Annotated in this window: 17 protein-coding genes and 2 pseudogenes; 4 read left to right on the top strand and 15 right to left on the bottom strand. The window is 68.4% G+C overall.

Going from position 1 to position 22646, the window contains the following annotated elements; translation table 11 throughout:
- The 7 genes from F7R91_RS33070 to F7R91_RS33040 form a co-directional block, all read right to left on the bottom strand.
- Positions 1-904: carbohydrate kinase family protein (locus tag F7R91_RS33070; protein WP_225320913.1), on the bottom strand; the 904-nt coding region annotated here is incomplete at its 3' end.
- 65 nt (positions 905-969) lie between these two features.
- A complete protein-coding gene (locus tag F7R91_RS33065) occupies positions 970-1860 on the bottom strand; it encodes a carbohydrate ABC transporter permease (RefSeq protein ID WP_150955495.1) in 891 nt (296 codons plus the stop codon).
- Positions 1857-2801 (bottom strand): carbohydrate ABC transporter permease, encoded by a 945-nt coding sequence (locus F7R91_RS33060; RefSeq protein WP_150955493.1) that lies wholly within the window; start codon positions 2799-2801, stop codon positions 1857-1859. The genes F7R91_RS33065 and F7R91_RS33060 overlap by 4 nt, the downstream gene beginning before the upstream one ends.
- Before the next feature lie 12 nt (positions 2802-2813).
- Entirely contained in the window at positions 2814-4142 is a 1329-nt protein-coding gene (locus tag F7R91_RS33055; RefSeq protein WP_150955490.1) for an ABC transporter substrate-binding protein, read from the bottom strand.
- A gap of 395 nt (positions 4143-4537) precedes the next feature.
- On the bottom strand, positions 4538-4723 hold the full coding sequence (locus F7R91_RS33050; RefSeq protein WP_150955487.1) for a hypothetical protein: 186 nt from the start codon (positions 4721-4723) through the stop codon (positions 4538-4540).
- A gap of 422 nt (positions 4724-5145) precedes the next feature.
- The gene (locus F7R91_RS33045; protein WP_150955484.1) at positions 5146-6003 is read right to left on the bottom strand and encodes a class II fructose-bisphosphate aldolase; all 858 of its coding nucleotides are present in this window, start codon (positions 6001-6003) and stop codon (positions 5146-5148) included.
- 25 nt (positions 6004-6028) lie between these two features.
- A complete protein-coding gene (locus tag F7R91_RS33040; RefSeq protein ID WP_150955481.1) occupies positions 6029-6913 on the bottom strand; it encodes an SIS domain-containing protein in 885 nt (294 codons plus the stop codon).
- Positions 6914-7053: 140 nt separating this feature from the next.
- Here F7R91_RS33040 and F7R91_RS33035 point away from each other — a divergent pair.
- Positions 7054-7412 (top strand): annotated as a pseudogene (locus F7R91_RS33035) (DeoR family transcriptional regulator); the annotation flags it as partial.
- A 24-nt stretch (positions 7413-7436) separates the two neighbouring features.
- Here the strand turns inward: F7R91_RS33035 and F7R91_RS33030 are convergent.
- From F7R91_RS33030 to F7R91_RS33020, 3 genes are all read right to left on the bottom strand, one after another.
- Positions 7437-8411: a 1-phosphofructokinase family hexose kinase gene (locus tag F7R91_RS33030; protein ID WP_150955478.1), complete on the bottom strand. Its 975-nt coding sequence runs from the start codon at positions 8409-8411 to the stop codon at positions 7437-7439.
- Between the two features lie 149 nt (positions 8412-8560).
- Positions 8561-9367: an endo alpha-1,4 polygalactosaminidase gene (locus F7R91_RS33025; RefSeq protein WP_225320912.1), complete on the bottom strand. Its 807-nt coding sequence runs from the start codon at positions 9365-9367 to the stop codon at positions 8561-8563.
- 445 nt (positions 9368-9812) lie between these two features.
- Positions 9813-12416 (bottom strand): PA14 domain-containing protein, encoded by a 2604-nt coding sequence (locus F7R91_RS33020; protein ID WP_150955473.1) that lies wholly within the window; start codon positions 12414-12416, stop codon positions 9813-9815.
- Between the two features lie 158 nt (positions 12417-12574).
- Between F7R91_RS33020 and F7R91_RS33015 the strand changes: the two genes are divergently transcribed.
- A complete protein-coding gene (locus tag F7R91_RS33015) occupies positions 12575-13588 on the top strand; it encodes a LacI family DNA-binding transcriptional regulator (protein WP_150955468.1) in 1014 nt (337 codons plus the stop codon).
- Positions 13589-13681: 93 nt separating this feature from the next.
- Here the strand turns inward: F7R91_RS33015 and F7R91_RS33010 are convergent, their stop codons facing one another.
- Positions 13682-15319, bottom strand: a complete 1638-nt coding sequence (locus F7R91_RS33010; protein ID WP_225320911.1) for an oxidoreductase — start codon at positions 15317-15319, stop codon at positions 13682-13684.
- A gap of 190 nt (positions 15320-15509) precedes the next feature.
- Positions 15510-16355, bottom strand: coding sequence for a GntR family transcriptional regulator (locus tag F7R91_RS33005; RefSeq protein ID WP_150955466.1), 846 nt, complete (start codon positions 16353-16355; stop codon positions 15510-15512).
- 654 nt (positions 16356-17009) lie between these two features.
- On the opposite strand from F7R91_RS33005, the gene F7R91_RS33000 reads away from it, so the two are divergent.
- Positions 17010-18428: a cellulose binding domain-containing protein gene (locus F7R91_RS33000; RefSeq protein WP_150955463.1), complete on the top strand. Its 1419-nt coding sequence runs from the start codon at positions 17010-17012 to the stop codon at positions 18426-18428.
- 151 nt (positions 18429-18579) lie between these two features.
- Here the strand turns inward: F7R91_RS33000 and F7R91_RS32995 are convergent, their stop codons facing one another.
- Positions 18580-19356: an FG-GAP repeat domain-containing protein gene (locus F7R91_RS32995; RefSeq protein WP_225320921.1), complete on the bottom strand. Its 777-nt coding sequence runs from the start codon at positions 19354-19356 to the stop codon at positions 18580-18582.
- Between the two features lie 703 nt (positions 19357-20059).
- Positions 20060-20722 (bottom strand): annotated as a pseudogene (locus tag F7R91_RS44405) (hypothetical protein); the annotation flags it as partial.
- A 194-nt stretch (positions 20723-20916) separates the two neighbouring features.
- Between F7R91_RS44405 and F7R91_RS32985 the strand changes: the two are divergent.
- Complete coding sequence (locus tag F7R91_RS32985) at positions 20917-21219, top strand: putative quinol monooxygenase (RefSeq protein ID WP_150955455.1); 303 nt, start codon at positions 20917-20919, stop codon at positions 21217-21219.
- A gap of 1193 nt (positions 21220-22412) precedes the next feature.
- Here the strand turns inward: F7R91_RS32985 and tnpA are convergent.
- A partial coding sequence (tnpA, locus tag F7R91_RS32975; RefSeq protein ID WP_150955452.1) for an IS200/IS605 family transposase occupies positions 22413-22646 on the bottom strand: 234 nt, incomplete at its 5' end.

Here is a 22646-nt window from a genome sequence, read left to right as displayed (position 1 = left end):
TGGGCTGAGCGGTCGTGCCCCCGGGGGCACGGGTGGACAGGGCGCCGCAGACGGCGGCGAGTTGCAGGGCCTCGGTCAGGGTGAAGCGGGCCAGGATGCCGACGATGAAGCCCGCGTCGAAGCTGTCGCCGGCGCCCACTGCGTCGACGGGCTGGACGCGGATGCCGCCGGTGGTGAGCAGGCGTGTGCCGTCGTGGCACAGGGCCCCCTCGGCCCCCATCTTGACCGCCGTCACCGGGCCGCGGGCGGCGAGCACTTCAGCCGCCTTGCGAGCGTCCGGGACGTCAAGGCCCGCCAGGTGCTGGGCCTCGGCGGCGTTGGGCAGCAGGTAGTCGACATGAGCCAGGACGGCGTCCAGGCCGGGCGCATCCCACGATCCGGTGGGGTCGTCGTTGGTGTCCAGGGACGTGGTCGCACCGTGTTCGTGTGCTGTGCGCAGCACCTCCGGCAGGGCCTTGGCGAGCTGCGGCAGCAGGAAGTAGGAGGCGGTATGGACGTGACGGGTGGAGGCCAGCAGCCTCTCTGGGATGTCGTCCGCTGTGGTGGCGGCCAGAGTGCCGGGGGCGGTGACGATGGCGCGGTCCTGGTCCCGGGTCAGGATCACGGTCAGTGGGGTGGACAGTTCCGGGTCCAGGTGCAGGCCCTGAGTGTCGACGCCGTGGGCCGCCAGGGTGTCGCCTATGTAGCGGCCTGCGTCGTCGTCACCGACGCGGCCGGCGAACGCCACCCGCAACCCGAGGCGGGCGGCGCCGCACGCCACGATCGCTGCCGAGCCCCCGAGCGTGAGTGTGCCGTCGGAGACGAGTTGTTCGCGCTGGCCGAAGGCAAGCTGGGTGTCGAGGGGACCGAGGATGACATCGGGGTTGGCGTCCCCGATGACGAGCAGGTCGAAGGGGTTCAGCATGCAGCTTCCTGATGAGTACGAGCGTACGGTCGAGCGGTGAGCGCAAGGGAGCCACCGCGTCGGATTCAGCCCTTGAGGCCGCTCGATGTGATGGACCGGATGAAGGCTTTCTGCGCGCCCAGGAAGGCGAGCAGCACGGGCAGCACGGTGATCACGTTGCCTGCCATCACTGCGGCCCACTGGGTGTGGTGCTGTCCCTGGAAGGTGGTGAGGCCGAGCTGAAGCGTGTACTGGGGCTCGTGGTTGATGGCGATCAGCGGCCAGGTGAGGTCGTTCCAGGTGCTCAGGAAGGTGAGCACGGCCACCGTACTCAGGGCGGGGCGGGACAGCGGCAGCACGATCTGCCAGAGGACCCGCAGCCGCGAGCAGCCGTCGATCCAGGCGGCCTCCTCCAGCTCGCGGGGCAGTGAAAGGAAGAACTGCCTCAGCAGGAACACTGCGAACGGGGTGACCAGCGAGGGCACGATCAGTGCGCCGAGGGTGTCGATGAGGCCGAGCTGCTTCATCACCAGGAACGTCGGGATCATCGTCAGCTGGAACGGGATGGCCATGGTGGCCATCATCAGACCGAGCAGCAGCTTCGAGCCGGTGAACCGCATCCGGGCGAAGGCGTAGCCCCCGAGCGTGCCGAGGACGAGGTTTCCGACGACCGTCGCCACCGAGACGATCAGGGAGTTGGCGAACCAGCGCGGGAACATCGCGTTGCCCAGTACGTAGCGGTAGCCGCCGAGGTCGATGTGGGAGGGCCACAGCGCCGGTGGGAAGCGGTTGATCTCCGCATTGCTCATCACCGAGCTGAGCAGCAGCCAGATCAGGGGTACGGCAAAGACGAGGGCGAGTGGGACGAGCAGCAGGTGCCAGGGGCTGAAAGGCAGCCGTCGCCGGCGTCGTTGGGGCCCGGGCAGGCCGGCCGCGACGGTGGGTGCGGCGTACGGCGGGGCTGCGGTCGCCGTCATGCGGTGGCTCCTTCGAGGCTGCGGCGCTCGCGCCGGCGGACGATGCGCAGGATTCCGGCCGTCAGGCCGAGGACCACGGCCAGCACATAGGCTGCGGCGGCTCCGTATCCGGCGGCGCCGTTCTTGAACGCCTGCTCCCAGATGAAGTAGACGATCACGGTGGTGGAGCCGAGCGGGCCGCCCTTGGTGGTGACGTAGACGAGGTCGAAGACTTGCAGGGCGTTGATGGTCTGCCACAGCACCAGGAACACGCTGACCGGAGTCAGGGTGGGCAGGGTGACGTAGCGCAGCACCTGCCGGCGGTTGGCCCCGTCCAGGAGCGCTGCCTCGATGAGGGACGGCGGAACATCCTGCAGGGCCGCGAGATACACCACGAGGCAGAAGCCGGTGCCGCTCCACAGGGTGATGGCCACCAGGACGAGCAACGCCTGGGAGGGGTCGGTGAGGAAGCCCTGGGGGGAGATGCCCAGATGGTGCAGCACCGCGTTGGCGGCGCCGAACTCGGGGTCGAGGATGAAGGAGAACAGCACGCCCTGCGCGGTAGCCGAGACCACGAACGGCACGAAGATGAGGGTGCGGTACAGGCCCACCAGGCGGATGCGCCGGTTCAGGGCGAGTGCGAGCATCAGGCCCAATGCCATGCTCAGGGGCACATACAGCACGACATAGAGCAGGGTGTTGCGCACGGCCTCGCTGAAGTGCGGGTCCTGGGCCAGGGCGCGGTAGTTGTCCAGGCCGCTCCAGCGGCTGGGGGTGACCAGGTCATTTGTCTGGAACGACAGCAGCAGTGACCAGACGACGGGCACCGCGCTCAGTCCGAGAATGATCACCACGGAGGGTGCGACGAATGTCCAGGCCGTGGCGGCTTCGCTGCGGCGCTTGCTGCGGCGGTGGGCCGGGCGTGGCCGCGCGACGGTGATCGGGGCGGGCAGGTGTGACAAGGGTCGATCTCCTCAACGCGGAACGGCGAGAGCGGCGTTGGCGCTGTCGGCGCATGCCCGCAGTGCCTTGGCGGGGGTGCTGCGGCCCAGCAGTACCGCGACCACTGCCTCTCCGACCGCCTTGGAAACCTGCGGGTAGGCCGGGTGGACGGGGCGGACACGGGCTGTTTCCAGTGCCTTGGTGAACACCGCGAGGCCTTCCGTGTCGGCGGCCTTGCGCTGCCAGGCGGGCATGTCCTGGGCGCGGCGGCTGAGCGGGAGACTGCCCGCCTCCACATCCCAGACGACATCCTGTCCGGGCTGCATCATCCAGCTGACGAAGGTGCGCGCCGCCTGCTCCCGGGCGGATCCGTTGTCGAACACGGTCCAGGTGTCAGGTCCCGATATGGTCACCGGCCGGCCGGAGAAGCTGGGCAGCGGGACGGCGTGGTAGTCGACTTTCGCCTGTTGTATGTCGGGCAGTTGCCACGGGCCGGTGAGGGTCATGCCCATCCGGCCGGACATGAAGACCTGGTACATCTGCTCGCTGCCGGGCTTGGGATCGATGTAGACGCTCTCGTCGCGGGCCAGGGCATCCACCACCTCAAAGGCGCGCACCCCGCTGTCGGCGAAGCCGATGCTCTTGCCGCCGGGGGCGATGACGTCCCCACCGAGGTCCCAGATCATCGGCCACAGCCGCCACACCGTGTCCTCATCGCCGGCACCGGGCCAGCCGGTGCCGAAGCGGCCCCGGCCCTTGTCGGTCAGCTTCTTCGCGGTGTTCTGGAAGTCTTGCCAGGTCCAGCCCGCCGCGGGCAGGGGCAGGTCCGCCTCGCGGAACAGCTTCTTGTTGCACACGACGGCCAGGGAGTCCAGCAGGGCGGGCGCGGCCCTCACCTTGCCCTTGACGGTGACGGCGTCGCGGGCCGGGGCCCAGTAGTTCGTCCACGGGGTGGGGCCGGAGCGAACCGTGTCGCTGAGGTCGGCGACCTGCGGGCTCACGGCGATGCTGGCCAGGTCGGAGCCGAAGATGTAGGCGATGTCGGGGTAGGAGCCGGCGGCCAGCCCGGCGGTCACCTTCTGCAGCATCGCGTCGGCCAGCACCCCGCCGCCCAGCTTGACCTTGATGTCGGGGTGGCTGCGCTCGAAGCGGGCCACCAGTTTCTCCAAGGCCTTCTTCGCGGTTTCTGTCTGACCGTGCCACATCTCGATGGTGACCTTGCCGTCGGCAGTGCCACCGTCATCAATGCCGGCCGCGCAGCCGGATGCGGTCACGCCCGCGGCTGCTGCAAGTGCCAGGCCGCCGCCGGCGCGCAGCACACCGCGGCGTGAGGGGTGCGCGGTGTGTGGGACCGCATCCATATGTACCTCCGGGGGAATTCGGGACGAATAGCTGCAGAATTCAGGACGAATGGTGGGAGATTGTGCTGACGGTGCACGCGGGGTGCCTGGTCGGCTTGCGTCACCCCGGGCTCGGCTGCGTTTCAGCGGCACTGCCCACGGGGCTTGGAGCAGGTCATGGGGAGGTACCGCTGCTGTGGGCAGGGACGGCCATGTCGCGCTGGACGATGCCCGGCGTACGGCCCCAGGTGGCGGAGTGGCCTTGGGCGCTTGCGACGGCTTGTGAAACCGTCTTCCGGCCCAGAACGGTCGCGCCTGCCGAGGCAATCGGCGTCTCATGAGGTGGCCCGCGGCAACCGACCGGTCGTGAAACCGACCGGGCGTAGGGCGGCCGGCCACGAGCCATCCGAAACGGCCTAGTCGAACCTGGCCGGGCCCGGGGGCGGCACAGTTTGATGCGCCCTCATCGCCACGATGGGCGAGTCCGCTGTCTCGGCCGGTGAAGTCGCCGGGAACAGCAGCGAGTCGGTCAGGCTCACCGTGCACGCGGCTGCTACGCCGAGGCCCAGCTTCTTGCGGGAGGACCCAAGAATGCGGCTCATGGTTCGAGCTCCAGCAGATGGTGAGCACGTCCCCGCCTCGGACACTCGACGGTGGTCCTGGCGACTCAGTCCGGGCTCCTGGCAGAAACCAGCTACCGGCTGGGCGTACCTCTGCGCCGAGTGCGGAACTTCGGCGTTGCACGGGAGTAAATCGGCCATGGATAGCCATGTCAAGGGTTCGAAACGACACGATTTGTAGTTGTTTCTTCGGAGAACTCGATATGCCGCGCACGACCCACCAGTCGCCGCCAGGTACCGGCTCTTCGCGCGGCGTCCGGCGGTCCGGCGTGCGGCCGATCGGCGGGCCGTACGACGGTGAATGCCAGCTCCGCAGAGGCATCCCGCCGACTGACGCGAAAACGCCGGAATCAGAAGCAGCAGCGCCCCCGGGCCTGCGCCGTGCTTTGGCCTGCAGGATCCCGTCAGCCGCTCGCACCCAGCACTCCGAGCAGGTGGGTGACATGGTCGGTCATGGCCTGGCGGCCAACGGCCAGATAGCTGCGCGGGTCAACCTCAGTGGGGCGGTCGGCGACGTGCCGGCGGATCGCGTCGGTCATGACGATGTTCAGCGCCGTGCCGACGTTGACCTTGGCGATGCCGCCCGCGACCGCTGCCGCCAGTTCCTCGTCGGGGACGCCCGAGGAGCCGTGCAGCACGAGCGGCACCGAAAGCGCCTCGTCCAAGCGGGTCAGCAGGACGTGGTCGAGGGCGGCCGTGCGCGAGGTCATGGCGTGCGAGCTGCCGATGGCGACGGCCAGTGCGTCGACACAGGAGTCGGCGACGAACCGCCGTGCCTCGTCGGGGTCCGTGCGGGCGCCGGGTGCGTGGGCATCCAGAGGCGGTCGGCCGTCCTTGCCGCCGACCTCACCGAGTTCGGCTTCGATCCACAGGCCACGGGTGTGTGCCCAGTCGGTGGCGGCCCGTGTGGCGGCCAGATTCTGTTCGTAGGGCAGATGGGCCGCGTCGAACATCGCCGAGCTGAATCCGGCATCCGCGGCCTGGCGCAGGAGGTCGTCCTCTGTGACGTGGTCCAGGTGCAGGGCGACCGGCACAGCAGCGGCCTCGGCGGCGTGGACGGCGGCGCGGGCGAGCGGTAGCAGCTGTCCGTGACGGAACTTGACGGCGTTCTCGCTGATCTGGAGCACTACCGGGGACTTGGCGGCTTCGGCGCCGGCGATGACGGCTTCGACGTGCTCCAGGGTGATGACGTTGAAGGCCGCGACGGCGCGCTGCTTGGCAGCGGCGTGACTGACAAGGGCGCCCGTTGAGACAAGCGGCATCTGTCTTGCTCCCTCTTCCAGCCGGTCAGGGGGTGGTCAGGACGACCGAGCGGGTCAGATGGCGTGGCCGGTCCGGGTCCAGGCCCCGGGCGGCGGCCACCGCCACGGCCAGGCGCTGGGCCCGCACCAGCTCGGCGAGCGGGTCGAGGCGTCCTTCGATCCAGTGTGCGCCGGTCGCCTCGACCTGCTCGGCGAGACCGGCCGGAGCATTGCCGAACATCCAGGTCGCGGTGTTGGCGGCGGTGATGGAGATCGGGCCGTGCCGGTACTCCATCGCGGGATATGCCTCCGTCCAGGACAGGGACGCCTCGCGCATCTTCAACGCCGCTTCCTGGGCCAGGCCGTTGCTCCAGCCGCGGCCCAGGAAGGTGAACTGGGCGCACTCCACGAGGCCTTCGGGCAACGGCTCGGCGAGCGCGGTGCGCACGTCGGTGACGGCCCCCTCGGAGTGCAGGCCGAGGTGGGCACGCAGCAGGGTGAAGGCGGTGGTGGCGAAACGGGTCTGTACCACCGACTTCTCGTCGGCGAAGGCGAGCACGACAAGATCGTCGGCGGCCTCCATGACGGGAGTGTCCGGGTCGGCGGTGATCGCCGTGGTCCGGGTGCTGCCACGCAGCCGGGCCAGCAGGTCGAGGACCTCGGTGGTCGTACCGGACCGCGTCAGGGCGATCACCCGGTCGTAACTGCGGCCGACGGGGAACTCCGAGGCGGCGAACGCGTCCGTCTCGCCCAGCCCCGCGGCCTCGCGCAGGCAGGCCGCGGCCTGCGCCATGAAGTAGGACGTGCCACAGCCGACCACGGCCAGCCGCTCACCTCGGTCACCGAGCGCGTGACCGTGCTCGGCCGACAGCCCGGCAGCCCGCTCCCAGCACTCGGGCTGACTGCTCAGTTCCTTTTCGACATGGCTCATGTCGGGCTCCCACCCAGTAGTCGTGATGATTGTTCGTGCAAGATATAGCGGTGTTTCAATCATAATCAAGCATTCGTCGCGACTCGGGTCATCACCGAACGTGTGTGAGGCATCGAAGGGACGGACTGCGGAGGGTGCGGATGTCACGCGGCCCTCGCCGACAGGCGCTCCTGGAGCTGTTCGTGAAGCACCGCCGCGTGGAGGTCGAGGCGGCGGCGACGGCGCCCGACGTTTCCGCTGCGACCATCCGCCGCGACGTCGACCAGCCCGCCGAGCGGCAGATACGCAATGGCCGATCTTGTAGCGCCGGGCGAAATGGTGGGGCCTGACCGGCAGCACCGGAGGGATGGCCCGGCCCCAGTCCTACGAGGTCACCGGACCGCTCGCCGGCAGCATCCTCGCCCAGATCGCCATGGCCTTCGCGGTGCTCGGCGTGGGCGCCTTCGACGTCGTACACGGTCCGACCGCGCACCACGAAAACGAGGCCGGCATCAACCGGCCGGTCCGGCCTGTCCTTTGCGTTTCATGGCTGCGTGACGGCAGCCCCGTTCGGTGCATCACTCGCCACATCGGCGGGACACGCGGCGACAGTCTCCACCGTGACCGTCTCCTGGAGACGGCGATACACAGTGGAGTCGAAGTCGCCGGCCAGTGGCGCGGCGACGGCTGCGGCGGACAGGGCCACCGCCTCGACGAGCATGGCCGGCCAGGAGACGCCGGCGACCAGCCCGAGAGCGAGGGCGGCCACGGCCGCGTCGCCCGCGCCTGTCGGGTTGCCACTCAGGGCCTGCGGCGGGCGCGCCCGCCAACTTCCCTGCGGGGAACAGGCAATGAGACCGTCCGGCCCGAGCGAGGCGACCACTGCCTGAGCGCCTGCCGCGCGCAGCGCTGCTGCCCCGGAGTGCGGGTCGCTGCTCCCGCTGGCGGCCCCGAGCTCGACAGCGTTCGGCTTGATGACGGCCGGCGCTTCGCCTACTCCTGCCCGCAGGGCCTCGCCGTCTGCATCCAGGACGACGGGCACACGATGGGTTCGGGCGCGGCGGATCAGCACGGCGTATGCGTCGTTGGACAAGCCGTCGGGCAGACTGCCGGCGAGCACGACGGCGGCGGCCCGGGGAAGCAGACGCTCGTAGCGGTGCAGGAACTGCGCCCACGCGGCGGCGGTGACCACCGGTCCGCGTTCCAGGAAGATCGTCGTGTCGCCGCGGCTTTCGTCAACGACGGCGACGGTGCGGCGCGTCTCGCCCTCGATCGTGACGAGTTCGTCTCTCAGTCCAGCGGCCGCCAGTTCATGGCGTAGCACGTGGCCGGTCGGCCCGCCGGCCAGTCCCGTGACGACGGTCTCGTGCCCGAGAGCGTGCAGGACCCTGGAGACGTTGATCCCCTTGCCGCCGGCCCGGGCAGCGACAGCGTCGACACGGTTGCTCTCGAGGAGGCGAAGCCGGCGGAGGTGGTAGGTGATGTCGAGTGCGGCATTGAGCGTGACGGTGAGGATCACCGGGCGTCCTTCGGGAGATTTCGAGCGGCATCAGTGGCCCGTGGCGGCGACGGCGCCGGGCTGAGCGAGGCAGATGCGCGGTAGGTGAGACCTTCCGGTGCACACCGTGGCCGGTGCGCCGCTTTCCGGCACACCGGCCACACAGGTTCTCAGCAGGTCTCGCGGACGTATCCGCTGCTGCCCACGGGTGCCACGTCGAGGTCGCGCCGCACGATGCTCAGCGTGCCGCCCCACCCGGCGCAGGCCTTCGAAAGGCCCTCGTCGGTGTACTCGATCACGATGACGTGGTCGCCGAACGCGGCTGTGTACTCACCGCACTCGTCGTACATCCCGCACTCCTCGGCGACCGCGAAATCCAGCCCGTTGTCAGCGCGGTCGGCCGCCAGCTCGACAGTGTTCTTCTGGGCGATCGCCAGCCCATCGGCGTGGGAACGCTCCGACAGAAGCCTGATGAACGCCTGTGCATCCGCAGAGCTCAGCAGCTCGTTGGAGCGGCTGTAGCTGTCGTAGTTGTCCGGCTCGATGGCCTGGAAGCCCTTGTCGCGGCAGCCGTCGATCCAGCTGCCGATCTTCGCGGCGATCCGCTGCCGCTTGTCGCCCGTACTGATGTCGAGCAGCGCTTCGTTCCAGTCGGTGTCGTAGACGACGTTGCCCTCGTCGTCGCGCAGCAGCAGGTCTTCATCCCACTCGTCCTCGGCGCCGGGCTGCGCCTGAAAGGCGTTGATGTAGCAGATGTTGTACAGGCCGGGAGCCGGGGGCGCCGAATGGTCGCGGCTGACGACCCCGACTCCGGCGGGCGGGGTGTAGGCGCCGCCGATCTGATAGTCGAAGCCGGCGTGGGCGGGGGGCGGTGCAGCTGCCTCGGCAGACGCGGTTGCCGGGGTCAGCAGCGCGCCGGCCAGGACCGCGCTACCCGCTGCCAGCACACCCAAGTACTTCCGGGAAAGAACACGCATGCAGCTCATGCTCGAGCTCCAGAGGATGGTGGGCACGTCCCCGCCTCGGATGCCAAGATCCTGGCGACTTGGTCCGGACTCCTAGCTCAGTACCAGCTACCGGATGGGCGCACCTCTCGCGCCGACTGCACAAGGTCGGCATGCCCGGGAGTAAACCGACCAGACTTGGCCATGTCAAGTCGAACCTCCCTCTCAATATGCAAGTTCATGCTCGAAGGCGAAGATAATCTTGCAACAACAAGCACACTCTGACGGTTCTACCGTCGCGCCCGGGCTTCGTCACGACGACCCCTCGCGATGGGGCGCGGTCCGCCCGCTGCTCGGACGGCGGGCGGGCCGCGCCTCTTCTCGGGTCAGCGCAGGTCTTCTCGGGTCAGCGCAGGGCGCTCGGCGTGGCGCAGGGAGGCGTTCGCCGAGGTCGAGCGGGTGTCAGGTCGAGCGGGTCTCAGGCGCAACCGGCCGGGGTCGGCCGTGACGCGTCGTCGATCAGCGCCTGCTGGGCCGCCCTGAGCCGCTTGACATCGGGCTTGACCACCTTGCGGTCATACGTCACCAGGCCGTTGAGCTCGCCCTCGACGTCCGAGATCTGGGTGTAGACCGCGCCGTTGCTGCCCCGGCAGGCCAGTGCGTGGACCTCGGCGAGCTTGTCGAGGTAGTCGTCCGTGTAGGTCGAGGGGTCGACGTCCACGTACGACTGCTGCACCGACCAGGCGTTACCGGGGACCGCGAGACCCAGGCCACCGTACTCGCCGCTGACCAGGGCCCGTACGCCGTCGGGGCGGGGCGGCAGCGCCGGGCTCGGATAGCCGTGCTCGTCCATGATGTCGCCGGTGCCCCCGTCGGCCCCGAGGTTCAGCCCCGACTGGCCGTTGATCAGCCGGGTGGGGTCCCAGGCCTTGGCCTGGTCGGCGACGCGGGCCATGTCGTACTGGCCCCAGCCCTCGTTGAAGGTGACCCACATGACGACGGACGGGCTGCTGATGTGCTCGTCGATCAACTGCTTCATCTCGCGCTCGTACTCGGCGCGGGCGGCGGCGCCGGGGGTCACGCCGGCCGTCATCGCCGGCATGTCCTGCCACACCAGCAGGCCCAGCTTGTCGGCCCAGTAGAACCAGCGGTCGGGTTCCACCTTGATGTGCTTGCGGACCGAGTTGAAGCCCATCTCCTTGTGCATCTTCAGGTCGTACGCGAGCGCCTCGTCGGTCGGTGCGGTGTGCAGACCGTCCGGCCAGAAGCCCTGGTCGAGCGTGGCCATCATGAAGACGGGTTTGCCGTTGAGCACGGTGCGCGGTACGCCGCCCACCTTCTCCACCTTGATGGAACGCATGCCGAAGTAGCTGCCGACCCGGTCGGCGCCGACGCGCAGCTTCAGGTCGTACAGGAACGGGTCGTCGGGCGACCACAGGCGCGCGTTGGGGATGCGCAGCGTGAGGGGCGTGCCGCTGCGGCCGGTTACCGTGGCCACCCTGCGGTTTCCGTCGTAGGCGGTCGCCGTGACCGCAAGGCCGTCGCGCACGCCCTGCGGCTGGATCGTGACGGTGCCCGTGGCGGCGTCGGGGGTGAGCTTGAGCAGGTTGACATGGTCGGTGGCGACCGGCTCCATCCACACCGTCTGCCAGATGCCGGAGCTCGGGGTGTACCAGATGCCGCTGGGGTTCAGGCGCTGCTTGCCCAGCGGCGGATTCTCGCCGCCTGCGGCGTCGGTCGGGTCGTAGACGCCGACGATCAGTTCCTGGGTGCGGCCGGGTTTGAGGGCGTCGGTGATGTCGGCGCTGAACTTGTCGTAGCCGCCCTGGTGTTCGGCGACCCTGATGCCGTTGACGTAGACCTCGGCCTGCCAGTCGACCGCGCCGAAGTTCAGCTGCAGGCGCTTGCCGGAGCCGACCCTCCAGTCGGCCGGGACAGTGAAGGTGCGCCGGTACCACATGCGGTCCTCGTGCCGTTCGATCCCCGAGAGCTGCGACTCGACGGGGTAGGGGACGAGGATCTTCTCGCCGAGGTTCTTGCCCACCGGGGGCTGCTCCCCCGCCTTGGCGGGGGCGAACTGCCAGGAGCCGTTGAGGTTGTGCCAGGACTCGCGGGTGAGCTGGGGCCTGGGGTACTCGGGGTGGGCGTTGTGCGGGCCGACTTCGTCGGCCCACTTGGTGCGCAGCTCGTAGGTGGAGCGGTTGGCGCCGCTGCTCCAGAAGGCGCTGACCGTACTGCCGTCCGTGCCGGTCAGGCCGCCCTTGCCGTCGTAGCGGACGTCGGCGAGGCCGGGGGCGGTGCCGGTCTTGTTGCCGACGACGGGTTCCTTGAGCGTGATCAGCAGTGTCTTGGGGTCGGCGGCATCCAGCCTGGCCTGGTCCAGCGGCCAGGCCGCGCCGCCGATCACGGCGTCGATGTGGTCGGTGAGGCCGACCGGGGGCGCGGTGAGCGGTTGCGCGAAGTCGAGTCTGAGGGTGCGGCCGTCCGCGATGACGGTGGTGGCGATGGCCCCGTCGTAGTCGAAGCCGTCGGGCAGCCGGAAGGCGGACTGCGGGACAGCGGTCCTATCGCCGCCCGGCGGGGTCCAGCGCAGATGGAGGTTGGAGCCTCCGTAGTGCTCGAAGTACTCGATCTTGATGTCGTAGGCCTTGCCGGCGGTCAACTCGACGGGCTGGCCGGTCTGTTCGCGCTCCCAGTCGTCGACCCAGTGGTCGATGACGAGTCTGCCGTCGACCCAGAGACGGAAGCCGTTGTCGCCGATGATCGAGAAGGTGGTGGGGCCGGTCTTCTCCGGCACGATCTTGCCGGTCCAGCGGACGCTGACGTCGTCCGACCGGCCGGTCGCGAAGTTCAGGCGCGGCTCGAGGGTGTCGAAGTCGAGGTTCGGGTCGAATCCGGTGGCCTTGAGCTCGTGGAAGTCGAAGGCGCCGGGGGCCGACTGGGTGTAGTACTCGCCCTTGAGCCCGTGGATCTCCGCGGGGTCGTCGGCCGCGTTCGCGAGGGGTGTCGCGGCGAGTCCCACGGCGCCCAATGCCGCGGCGAGCAGCAGGGCTAAGCGTTGTCGAAGCGGTCTGATGCGCACGAATCCTCCTTGGCTGAGGAAGGGTGGCGGCTCGTTGCTTCAGTCTGTACAACGTTGGAAAGAACGGCAGTTGGCATGAGAGCACGCCTTACGGCCGCTGTCCAGAGTCACGACATAGGCTCCGGCGACGGGGCATCCATCGACGCTGAGGAGATCCCTTGCGGGTCAGCCTGAAGGACGTGGCGGAACGCGCGGGCGTTTCGATCAAGACCGTGTCCAACGTTGTGAACAACTATCCCCACGTCACCCCGGCGATGCGGGCCCGGGTACAGGCGGCCATCGACGAGCTCGGCTACCGGCCGAACCTGACCGCGCGTCATCTGCGCAAGGGTCGTACGGGCATCATCGCGCTGGCCGTTCCCGAGCTCGGCAACCCGTACTTCGCCGAGCTGGCCGGGGCGGTGATCGACGCGGCGGTCGAGCACGAGCTCACCGTCCTGCTCGACCACACGCGCGGCGAGCGACGGCAGGAGATCCTCGTCAGCCAGGGCTTTCGCGCCCGGGTGATCGACGGACTCATCCTCAGCCCGCTGGAGCTGGAGGCCGAGGACCTCAAGGGCCGTTCCGACGACGTGCCGCTGGTGCTGCTCGGCGAGCGCGAGTACGACCTGCCCTACGACCACATCGCCATCGACAACGTGGCGGCCGCCCGGTGCGCGGTCCGTCATCTGCTCGGCCGCGGCCGCACCCGGATCGCCTACCTCGGCGCGCGCACGGACTCCGCGAACCGGCCCGCCCACCTCCGACTGGCCGGGTGGCGCGAGGAGTTGGCGGCGGCCAACGTGCCCGCGCCGGACAACCTGGTGGTGCCGGTCGGCGGCTGGGACCGGGACGACGGGGCGCGGGCGATGGCCGAGCTGCTCGACTCCGGCGTGCGTCCGGACGCTGTCTTCGCGTTCAACGACCTGATCGCGATCGGGGCGATGCGGGTGCTGCACGAGCGGGGTCTGCGGGTGCCCTGGGACGTGGCGGTGGTGGGCTTCGACGACATCGCCGAGGGGCGCTTCGGGTCGGTCACGCTGACCACCATCTCGCCCGACAAGCAGGCCATCGCCACGATGGCCGTCGCCTCCCTGCTGCGCAGCCTGTCGGGCGACACGGAGCCCGGCGGACGCGAACTCACCGCGGAATTCAGCCTCGTGGAGCGGGAGAGCACACTGGGACGGCGCTGAAGAGATTTCGGACGGAAGGGGTGACAGGCTTCTTCCAACGATGTAATCGTCTCCCCTGAGCGAGCACACCGAGTTGAACCGCAAGAGCCAGCGTCACCCGTGAGCGCTCTTCAGCGAGGGCCGCGCCGTCTGGGGAACTCCCATGAACCCCAACGCACTTGTCCGTCGCACCTGCGCACGGCGCCTCCCCTCCCGCCGACGTCGGTCAGGTGGTCGCCTCGCCGAGTCCCTGGTCCGCCTGCTAATCTTGTTCAGGGTTCGGGTCATGCCTGCGACGACGGCCGTGGTGAGCATCCAGCCTGCGGCGATCAGGACATACGCCAGCCACTGTGTGCCCGGGGTTGTCCAGTGCCACGCCTCGCGCTGGCCCAGGCCGCCGATGGGAATCAACAAGTCGAGGGTGTAGGCGACCGGATTGAACGGTTGCCCCTCTCCGGGCTTCGTCGCGGCCGGTGAGTTCGCACTGAACACCGTCGAACCGATCGCGGTCAGTGCCACCAGCCACATGCCCGCCAACCACGGGCGACAGCCATAACCCACGGTGGCATCCAGCAGGTACCCCCATGCCCGTGCGGTCGGGTGCACGGTGCGCCGTCGGTGGCGTTGCTTGGCCAGGAGGACCCGGTGCGCGTCGGCCTCATGGCCGACCTGGCGGTACCAGCCCGCGAGTTGTTCGTACGGTTGCGGGGCGTAGCCCCGGGAGCGGCGGATCCAGGCGATCCGGCCGCCCACCGTGTCCCAGACGGCGCCGTCCGTGGTGTCGATGGCGTTGTACGTGAACCCGTCGAGCCGTATCTCCTGCGGCCAGCTGAACTCGGTGTCGTGCAGGACCCCGACCCGGGCGTCCCGCAGATCCAGCGCTCCAGAGGGCAGAGCGCCGAACCGCACGTCGAGGTCACCGGCTTGGAGGCGTGTGCAGTCCAGGGCCAGTTCGGGATCGGCAAGGGTGGCGCCCTCGAACGTCATCAGGTCACCGACCTGAACGCCTCGCAGGCGTACCGTGCCCTGCGCAATGGCTTCGGTGGCGAGCAGACACCCGAAGGTCGCACGGTCCGCGAGCACGGAGGCGCTGCCGTCGGGACTCTCCAGCCGCGCGCCTTCCATGAGGATGCCGGTGCGCAGTTCAGCGCCCAGGAGTACGGTTTGCCCGTGCGCGACGAACCCGTCCCTGCACAGGAGGGCACCTTCGACGATGGCGTCGCTGGCGTTCAATGCTTCCGAGTGTTCCGGTGGCCGCAGACTCGCGCCGCAGAGGTCGAACTCGCCGGTTATCCGAGCGTTGACGACAGTGATCCTGCCGTTCTCGACCAGCGCGCGACGGAGATTGAACTGGCCGTCGATCCGGGCCGACCTGGCGTCGATACCCGGTACCCGGGTACCAGTCATCCGGATCATCCGGGTCGATGCCCCGGCGAGCCGGACCTGCTCTTCGAGCCAGCAACCGTCGAGGCAGAGGGGGCTCAAGACCTCCGCCCCCTCCAGGTCGATGCGTCCAGTGATCCGCGCCCCTGCGAGCCGCAGCGCGGCAACCGCATGCGTGGAACGGTCATTGCCCTTCAGCAATAGCCCGGTCACCACGGTGGCCCGCACTGAACGGTCCGTTCCCCAACCGTCGCCCCCGGCTGGATCGTCCTCAGCGGACGAGCCGGTGCGCAGGTCCACCCAGCGTCCCGCGGGAAAGGCGTCCCACAACTCACGTTCCGTCGGCGTCAGTTCGTCGTACGTCAGCACGAGCGCACACTAGTGATCAGCGGGCGATTAACCCAATGAGATGGATCGACGACGGGAGGTGCATCCGGGCCGAACAGCCGGTGCCCACCGGCCCGTGCATGACGGAATGCAGGTGGTCCGTGCTCGGCACCTGTATCCAGCGGCCGCTGAGAGGCGGACCGGTGGTGCACCGGGCTCGTGCGCCGGCCGGTCAGAAGTCGTCCTGCACCACGCCGTGTGCGGAGAAGGTGACCGGGTCGCCGTGTGTGAAGTCACCGGGAGGGATGCCCGGGTGGTGGCCCTCACGTGGCGGCGGCGGAGCGGCGCGCGGGCCGAGGGTGAGCCGGGAGACGATGCGGTAGCGGTCCCCACGGTAGATCGAGTGGACGTATTCCACCGGCCGGTTGCGGACATCGGTGGTAAGGCGTTCGAAGAGCAGGGCGGGGGACAGTTCCGGTACGTCGAGCAGATCGGCTTCGGCGCGGGTGACGACGGTGGGTTCGATGGACTGCACGGCTTCGCTGACGTGAACGCCGTGCTGTACGCGAAGGTGCTCGTACAGGTCACCGTTTGCCAGTTCGTCACTGGTCAGGTCAGGTACCAGGTCGACCGGAAGGTGGAGGTGCTCTATGGCCACGGGTGAGCCGTCGACGAGCCGCAGTCGTGCCACATAACGGATCGACGCCGCCGGCGACATGCGCAGTCTGCGGCCCACCCGGGCTCCGGCGGGCAGGGTGCAGAACTCCAGCAGGCGGCTGGTCCACGTTCCTTTGGCAGGCGGGAGGCTGAAGGCTTGACGGTCGGAGACGAGTTCCTGGGTGATCTTCTCGGCGGCGACGTACATGCCCCTGCCGTGCTCGCGTACCAGCAGCCCGGCGGCGACGAGCTCGTCGACCGCGGCACGCAACGTGGGCCGTGACACGCCGAGTTCCGCACACAAGGCCCGCTCGGAGGGGATGACGTCGCCGGGGCTCCGTTCCTCGATGAGCTCGAGGATCGCGTCACGGACCCGCTCGCGCTTGAGCACCGCACCGGGGGCGGCGGAGTCGAACTGCATCAGGGCTCTCGTTCATGTCGGGACGGGCACTGGTATGAGGCCTGACCATAACTGGTCAGCCGAGGAACTGGGAACAGCCGTCAACGCCCCGGGCGATCCAGCCACTCAAAGGCACATGCCGGCAAGAAGCCCCGTCTGCGCACAGGGGATTGACGCCTGGATTGGTCTATGCCACTTTATCGAGCACCGACCGACTGGTAAGCCACTGACAAGCCGACTGGTCAGGTGTGTGCATTCCTTCAGTCCTCGCGTCCTCCAAAGGTGAACCGTGAAATGCCGCTCACTCGCTCTGCTCGGCGTCGGCGTCCTGGTGCTGCGCGCGGGTCTCACCGATGTTCCTCCCCCGGCGAACGGCCGGAAGGGACTCGGGCCGGGAAGTAGTCCTCCTCGTACTCGTACTCCAGCGCCACGTGACGTCCGCACCTGCATCCGGGGCGTCAAAGGCTAACTCCTGCCGCTTCCCCTCCCCCGTCTCCCACGACCGCTGAAGAGGCATCCCATGGACTTGCCCCGAAGACGCCCTGGTCCGGCCGGCCGTCTGACCGCCCGCACGGGCCGGAGCTCGATGCCCGGCATTTCCTTCGGCGACCGATCGTGCCCGGACACCCCAGATTCTTCCGCGGAAGCGGGAGTCCTTCCGAAAGGGAACCGCAGATGAGAATCCGATCCTCTGCAGGCCGGCGCCGTGTGGCGCCGGCACTGGCTGCGCTGTTAAGCAGCACCGCCCTGGCCGCCGTTCCGATGAAGGCAACCGCCGCCGGGGGCGATGGTGTCGCCGTGCAGTACCGCACCAGCGCGAGCGGGGTCACCGCCGATCAGAGCGAGCCTTGGCTGAAGGTGCGCAACACCGGTTCATCGACGATCCAGTTGAGCCAGGTGAAGGTGCGCTACTACTTCAAGGCCGACGCGGCGAGCGCCTCGTACAGGTTCGCCTGTTCCTGGGCGGTCAAGGGCTGTGCCAACATCACCGGTACGTTCGGCGTGCTGAGCCATCCCACCGCCACTGCGGACCGGTACCTGGAGATCGGCTTCACCTCGGGCGCCGGAACGCTTCCGCCGGGCACCGACACCGCAGACATGCAGCTGCGTTTCTACCAGTCGAACTGGCAGCCCCTGAACCAGGCGGACGACTACTCTTTCAACGGCTCCCAGACCTCGTACGCGGACTGGAACAAGGTGACCGCACAGCTCGCCGGCAGCACTGTGTGGGGAACCGCTCCGGAAGGCAACGACCCGACGGATCCCACCGACCCGCCCCCCGCTGGCGGCCAGACCCTGTTCGACGACTTCAATTACACGTCGTCCACCGACCCCGCGATCTCCGCCCATGGCTGGAACGTCCGCTCCAACCCCGGTGGCCCGGGTGTCCCCGGCGCGACCTGGGACCCGTCCAAGGTCACCTTCCCCACCGTCTCGGGCAACTCGGTCATGAACCTGCAGACATCCACCGCGGGCACCGCCGAGACCACCAGGCAGACCGAAGTCGTCACCAAGAGCATGAAGTTCAAGAACGGGACCTACGCGGCGCGCGTGAAGTTCTCGGACACGCCCGTCTCGGGGCCCGACGGCGACCACCTGGTGCAGACGTTCTTCACCATCAACGACCTCACGGCGCCCATGGCCGACGACTACTCCGAGTACGACTTCGAGTACCTCCCCAACGGCGGCTGGGGCGAGCCCGGCAACATCCTGTACACCACGTCCTGGGAGACGTACAACCCAGATCCCTGGCAGGCCGTCAACCAGCACACCGAGGCACGCCGCAGCTACGCCGGCTGGCACGACCTGATACTCACCATCGACAACAACAGCATCAAGTACTACATCGACGGGCAGCACTTCGGCACCCACGACGCCCAGTACCTGCCCGAGCGGAAAATGTCGATCAACTTCAACCAGTGGCTGATCGACCTCGCCGCACAGACCTCGACCACGCCACGTTCCTACGACGAACAGATCGACTACGTCCTCCACGTCACCAACCAGGTCCTCACACCGGCCCAGGTCGCCGCCAAGGTGGATGCGTACCGCAGCGCCGGGACAACGTTCATGGACGACGTACCAGCTCCCTAGACCACACCACAAAAGAGCAGGGGACCTCGGGACTGTAAATCGTGGATCGCGCACCTCAATACGCCCCCTCGCCGGACACGTTCAGCGGGGATTGGGCCCCGCACGCCGCCGCCCCTTGGTGGCTGGGGCCGCAGCCTGCGGGGCCGACCGATCAGGACGGCATGTGGTTTCCGCCCCGGTTCTCCCAGGCCTGTATTCGATCGCCCTGGATGACGAGGTAGTCGGCCTTGCCGTCACCGGTGACGTCGCGGAAAGCCACGGTGGTGTCGGGGTAGAAGGACTCCTGTGCGAAGTACTTGTGCTCCGTCCAGTTGCCGTCGGACATTCCCGCCATGTGGTTGACGTAGGCGTGAACGGCGCCGGCACTGCCGACGACCAGGTAGTCGGTCTTGCGGTCGCCATTGACGTCGGCCAGCCGCATCCTCGCCCGTGGCCCGGCTGCGGTCCCGGCGGCGAAGGTGTCGATCTTGGTCCAGTTGGTCGTGTTCGGCGTGCGTATGTGCGCGTCCATGGAGCCGGCAGGGCCTACGACCAGGTAGTCGTCCACGCCGTCGCCATTGGCGTCGGCCAGGCGCACGTCGTCCCGCTCCCAGCCCAGTTCGATCCCGGTCTCGTCACCGACCGCCTTCTCGTGGTGATAGGGGAAGATGCGGCCCGTGGCTTCCCAGTGGAACTTCCCATCGGCCGGCTTGTTCAGGAACGCCCGTACGGATCCCTTGGTGCCCACAATGACGTAGTCGTCCAGCCCATCGCCGTTCATGTCGGCGAAGCGCACGGCTTCGCCCGGCTGTCCGACGCCGGGGGCGATGATGCCCTGATCCACCCAGTGAATCCGACCGTCGGCGCTCCGTGTGTTGAGTGCGGCCCGCACCGATCCGTCCGGGAAGATCTTCACGTAGTCGGCACGGTTGTCGCCGTTGAGCTGCACCAAGTCGATCCGGCCCGCCGGACCCCCCCATACCCGGCGCGATCACGCCCATGGGCTTCCAGCCATCGCCGAGCCCTGCTTGAAAGCCCTCGGCGCAGGACTTGGGATCCCCCTCGGGCCCAGCGGGCTCCTGAATCCAGCCCCTGCGGGAGGCGGTGTTGATTCCGGACATGAACGCCTTGGCCATGTCCCTGTACCCCGCGTCGTTCGGGTGGGATGTATCGGCCAGCTCAGAAGTACTGACGGCATCCATGCTGACGAGTACTACGAGCTTGCCCTGCTGTTCCTTCTCGGCGACGACACCGGGAAGTGCCGCGTTGAACGCGTCGATCTTGGGCTGCATCCCTTGCTTCACGGACGGGATGAGGGAGGCGACCACCACGGTTGAGCCGGGCGCGTCGGTGAGCACCTGGTCGATCAGGTCACCGAGCCGCTTCGGCGCATTGGGGAGATCGGTGTTCTGATTCATGTCGTTGGTGCCCAAAGGCGGCACGGTCGGCTCGGGTGGCTCAGGCGGCTCTGGTACTTCGCCTGTGCCCGGGGTGCCGGGTGAGCCTTCGTCGCGGCCGTAATCGAATGGCTCGACGTTGTGGTGTTTTACCACGGTGCAGGTGCGCTCGCAGAACGTGACTTCCGAGGTATTGGCCGCTTCGAGGTTACTCGCGAATTGAGCGTCCGTGATGGTTATCGTGGGGCCACCGAAGTCGTGGTCGAACAGCTTGTCGCGAAGTCCGCTGGGGAAACCGAGGTAGGAGACCAACGCCGAGCGCCGCCAATCGCCGTAGTGGTTCTCGGGCGGTTCGTCTCCTGCTGTGGCGAAGCGGAACGCGTGGGTGAGGGCGCCAGCGGCCCGGTGCAGATCAGCAGGAGCGGCGTGACGATCGCGTTGGCGAAGCCCTCCTCTGCCGCGTTCCCCCAGCGGTCCTTGTCCACGCCGTAGACCAGGATCAGCGCGAGGGTGGCCAGCACACCGAGCACGGTGCGGGCCACCTGGACACGGTCCACGGTGCGGTCCACGATCCGGTCCCCGCTGTGGTGCACGAAGAGCTTGGTGGCCACGCGGTGTGCGGAGCGGAGAACGGCGACCGCGAGGAAGACGGGCGAGACGTACCACAGGCTTCTGCGACGGCGTGCGGCCGGAACGGGCGCGCCGAGCTGCGGGCCGTAGGGGTGAGGGCTCGCGTTCGGATACGGGTTCTGGTACGGGTTCGGGGCGGGCGGACCGTAGGGGTTGCCGCCGTTGCCGGGCCCATAAGGGCTGCCGGGGCCGTTGGGGCCGTTGGGCGTCGGCCCGTACGGAGCGCCCCAGCCCTGACCGCCCGGTACGTTGCCGCCCGGTTGCCCCGCGCCGGGTCCAGGACCCCATCCCCCCCTGCCATAGCCTCTCCCACCGTTCCTTTCCGGCCAGTTGCTGTGTCGCCTGGCGACTTCGCGGCAGTGTAGTTGCTTCTGGTGGCTTCGGCTGCGGCCCCCGACCTCGGGGGAAATACTGATGAGCCTGGTTCCTTCTCAGGGGTCACATGCCCGGCTCACGCGTCGGCGCCAAGTAGGCTCCAGGGCATGTCACAGCCGATACAACTCGTCATCCTGATCACTACTCTCCCGGGCCGCGGCCGGGAACAGATCGCTGCATACGAGCGTCTCGCGCCGATCGTGCGAGCCGAACCGGGATGCCTGCAATACGACCTGCACCAGGTGAGCGGCGAGCCCGACCGCTTCGTTCTCATCGAGCGGTGGTCGTCGAAGGAGACACTTGCCGCACACGACGCCACCCCGCACATGATCGAAGCCGATGCGGCCAGCCCAACGTTCCGAGCGGGGCCCGCAGATGTCATCCAGCTCGTCGCTGAACCCCTGGCCTGACCGCATCGGGTACGCGCCCCGAATCCGGCGCTCGCTCAGAGTGAGCCACACCCTTCGGCGATGCCGATGCCCTCTCAGTTCCCTCGGGCCTGGCGCTCCAGGAACTCAATCAGCCGTGTTCCCGAACGTCCAAGCCTCTCCCGTTGTTCGAGGGGAAGCGAAGCGAGGGCGTCGGCCAGGACCCGCTTTCGCGGGACGAGCACCATGTTGCCGGAGTAGATCCGGCAACTGGAACACCAGGCGAGTCCGACGCACCGCTCGAACAAGGAGGACTCGGGCGGATGGAATCGGTACTGGTACGAGCGGACGGGCGTTCCGCAGGCGGCACAGATCCGGCGGTCCCCGTCGGAGACCGTGTTCCAGGTCCCGACCTTGCGCCAGTGCTGCCGCGCGGCCGGTGTTCTTCAATTCGTCATACCCAGCATTCTCTCCCACGGCGAGTCGCCCGGCAGAGCCGTCCCGGCGAAGGTTGGGCTCGGAGCAGACCGAAGCCGGGGCCACTTCGAGCCGGAACAATCGCCGCACCAGCCCCGAAGTGGGGCCTGTTCGGGCCGGAAAAGCGGGCCCAGTTCAGACCATTGACGCCACCGGATCGATCGCGCCCCGTGACCCAGGAAGACGCGGTTGGGGTCGGCGAGGGCCTCGTCAGCGGGCTGGTGCTCCAGTCGGGAACGTCGCTGTTGCCGGCACTGCCGAACAGCAGCCGGACCACCGCGTGCCCGGGGAACCCCTCTCAGGTGCCGGGCCCGAGCCAAGCGGCGCTGTGAGACGGAGGTTGGCCACGTCCCGGGAGGGAAAGTTCCTGCGGCTGGGAAGCGATAGGCGGCGAGCACGTCGATGTCGAAGTCGTGGTAACCGACGAACGCGACCGCCTCCGGATGCAGCGGCACCGCCTCCCCAGGGGCGACGTGGCGACGCATGACCGTTTGTTCGTCGAGTCGGACCAGGAGCCCGTCGAAGATCTGCTCCCCGGGCGACCTGGCCCCTGGCCGCCGCGTCGTCCCGCTGACGTGCGAGCCTGGGTCGGAACTCGATCGTGGTGACGAAGAACGTGCACGATACGCAGATCGACCCGAAGTAGCGTTCCATCCGTTGTTCTTCGTAGGGAATCCCGGCCTTCAGGCCGGGCGGGAATGCGATCTTCGGCCCGGAGGCGCGCAGCGCCGGAGTTCTCTGCGCCTGTGTGGTGAGGGTCAGGCTGGGCGCTTCTGGTTCTCGATGTAGTCCTTGACGATGCTCAGGGGTGCGCCGCCGCAGGATCCGACGAAGTAGGACGGGGACCAGAACACCGAGCCCGTCCCGGTCCGATTGATCCGGCCGGTGTACTCCGCGCGCAGGTAGCGGGAGCTGACGCCTTTGAGGCTGTTGACGAGTTTGGACAGGGCGACCTTCGGCGGGTAGTGGACGAGAAGGTGGACGTGATCGTC

It is taken from the genome of Streptomyces luteolifulvus (genome assembly GCF_008806595.1).
Taxonomy (GTDB): domain Bacteria; phylum Actinomycetota; class Actinomycetes; order Streptomycetales; family Streptomycetaceae; genus Streptomyces; species Streptomyces luteolifulvus.
This window is presented reverse-complemented; position numbering and strand designations above follow the sequence as displayed.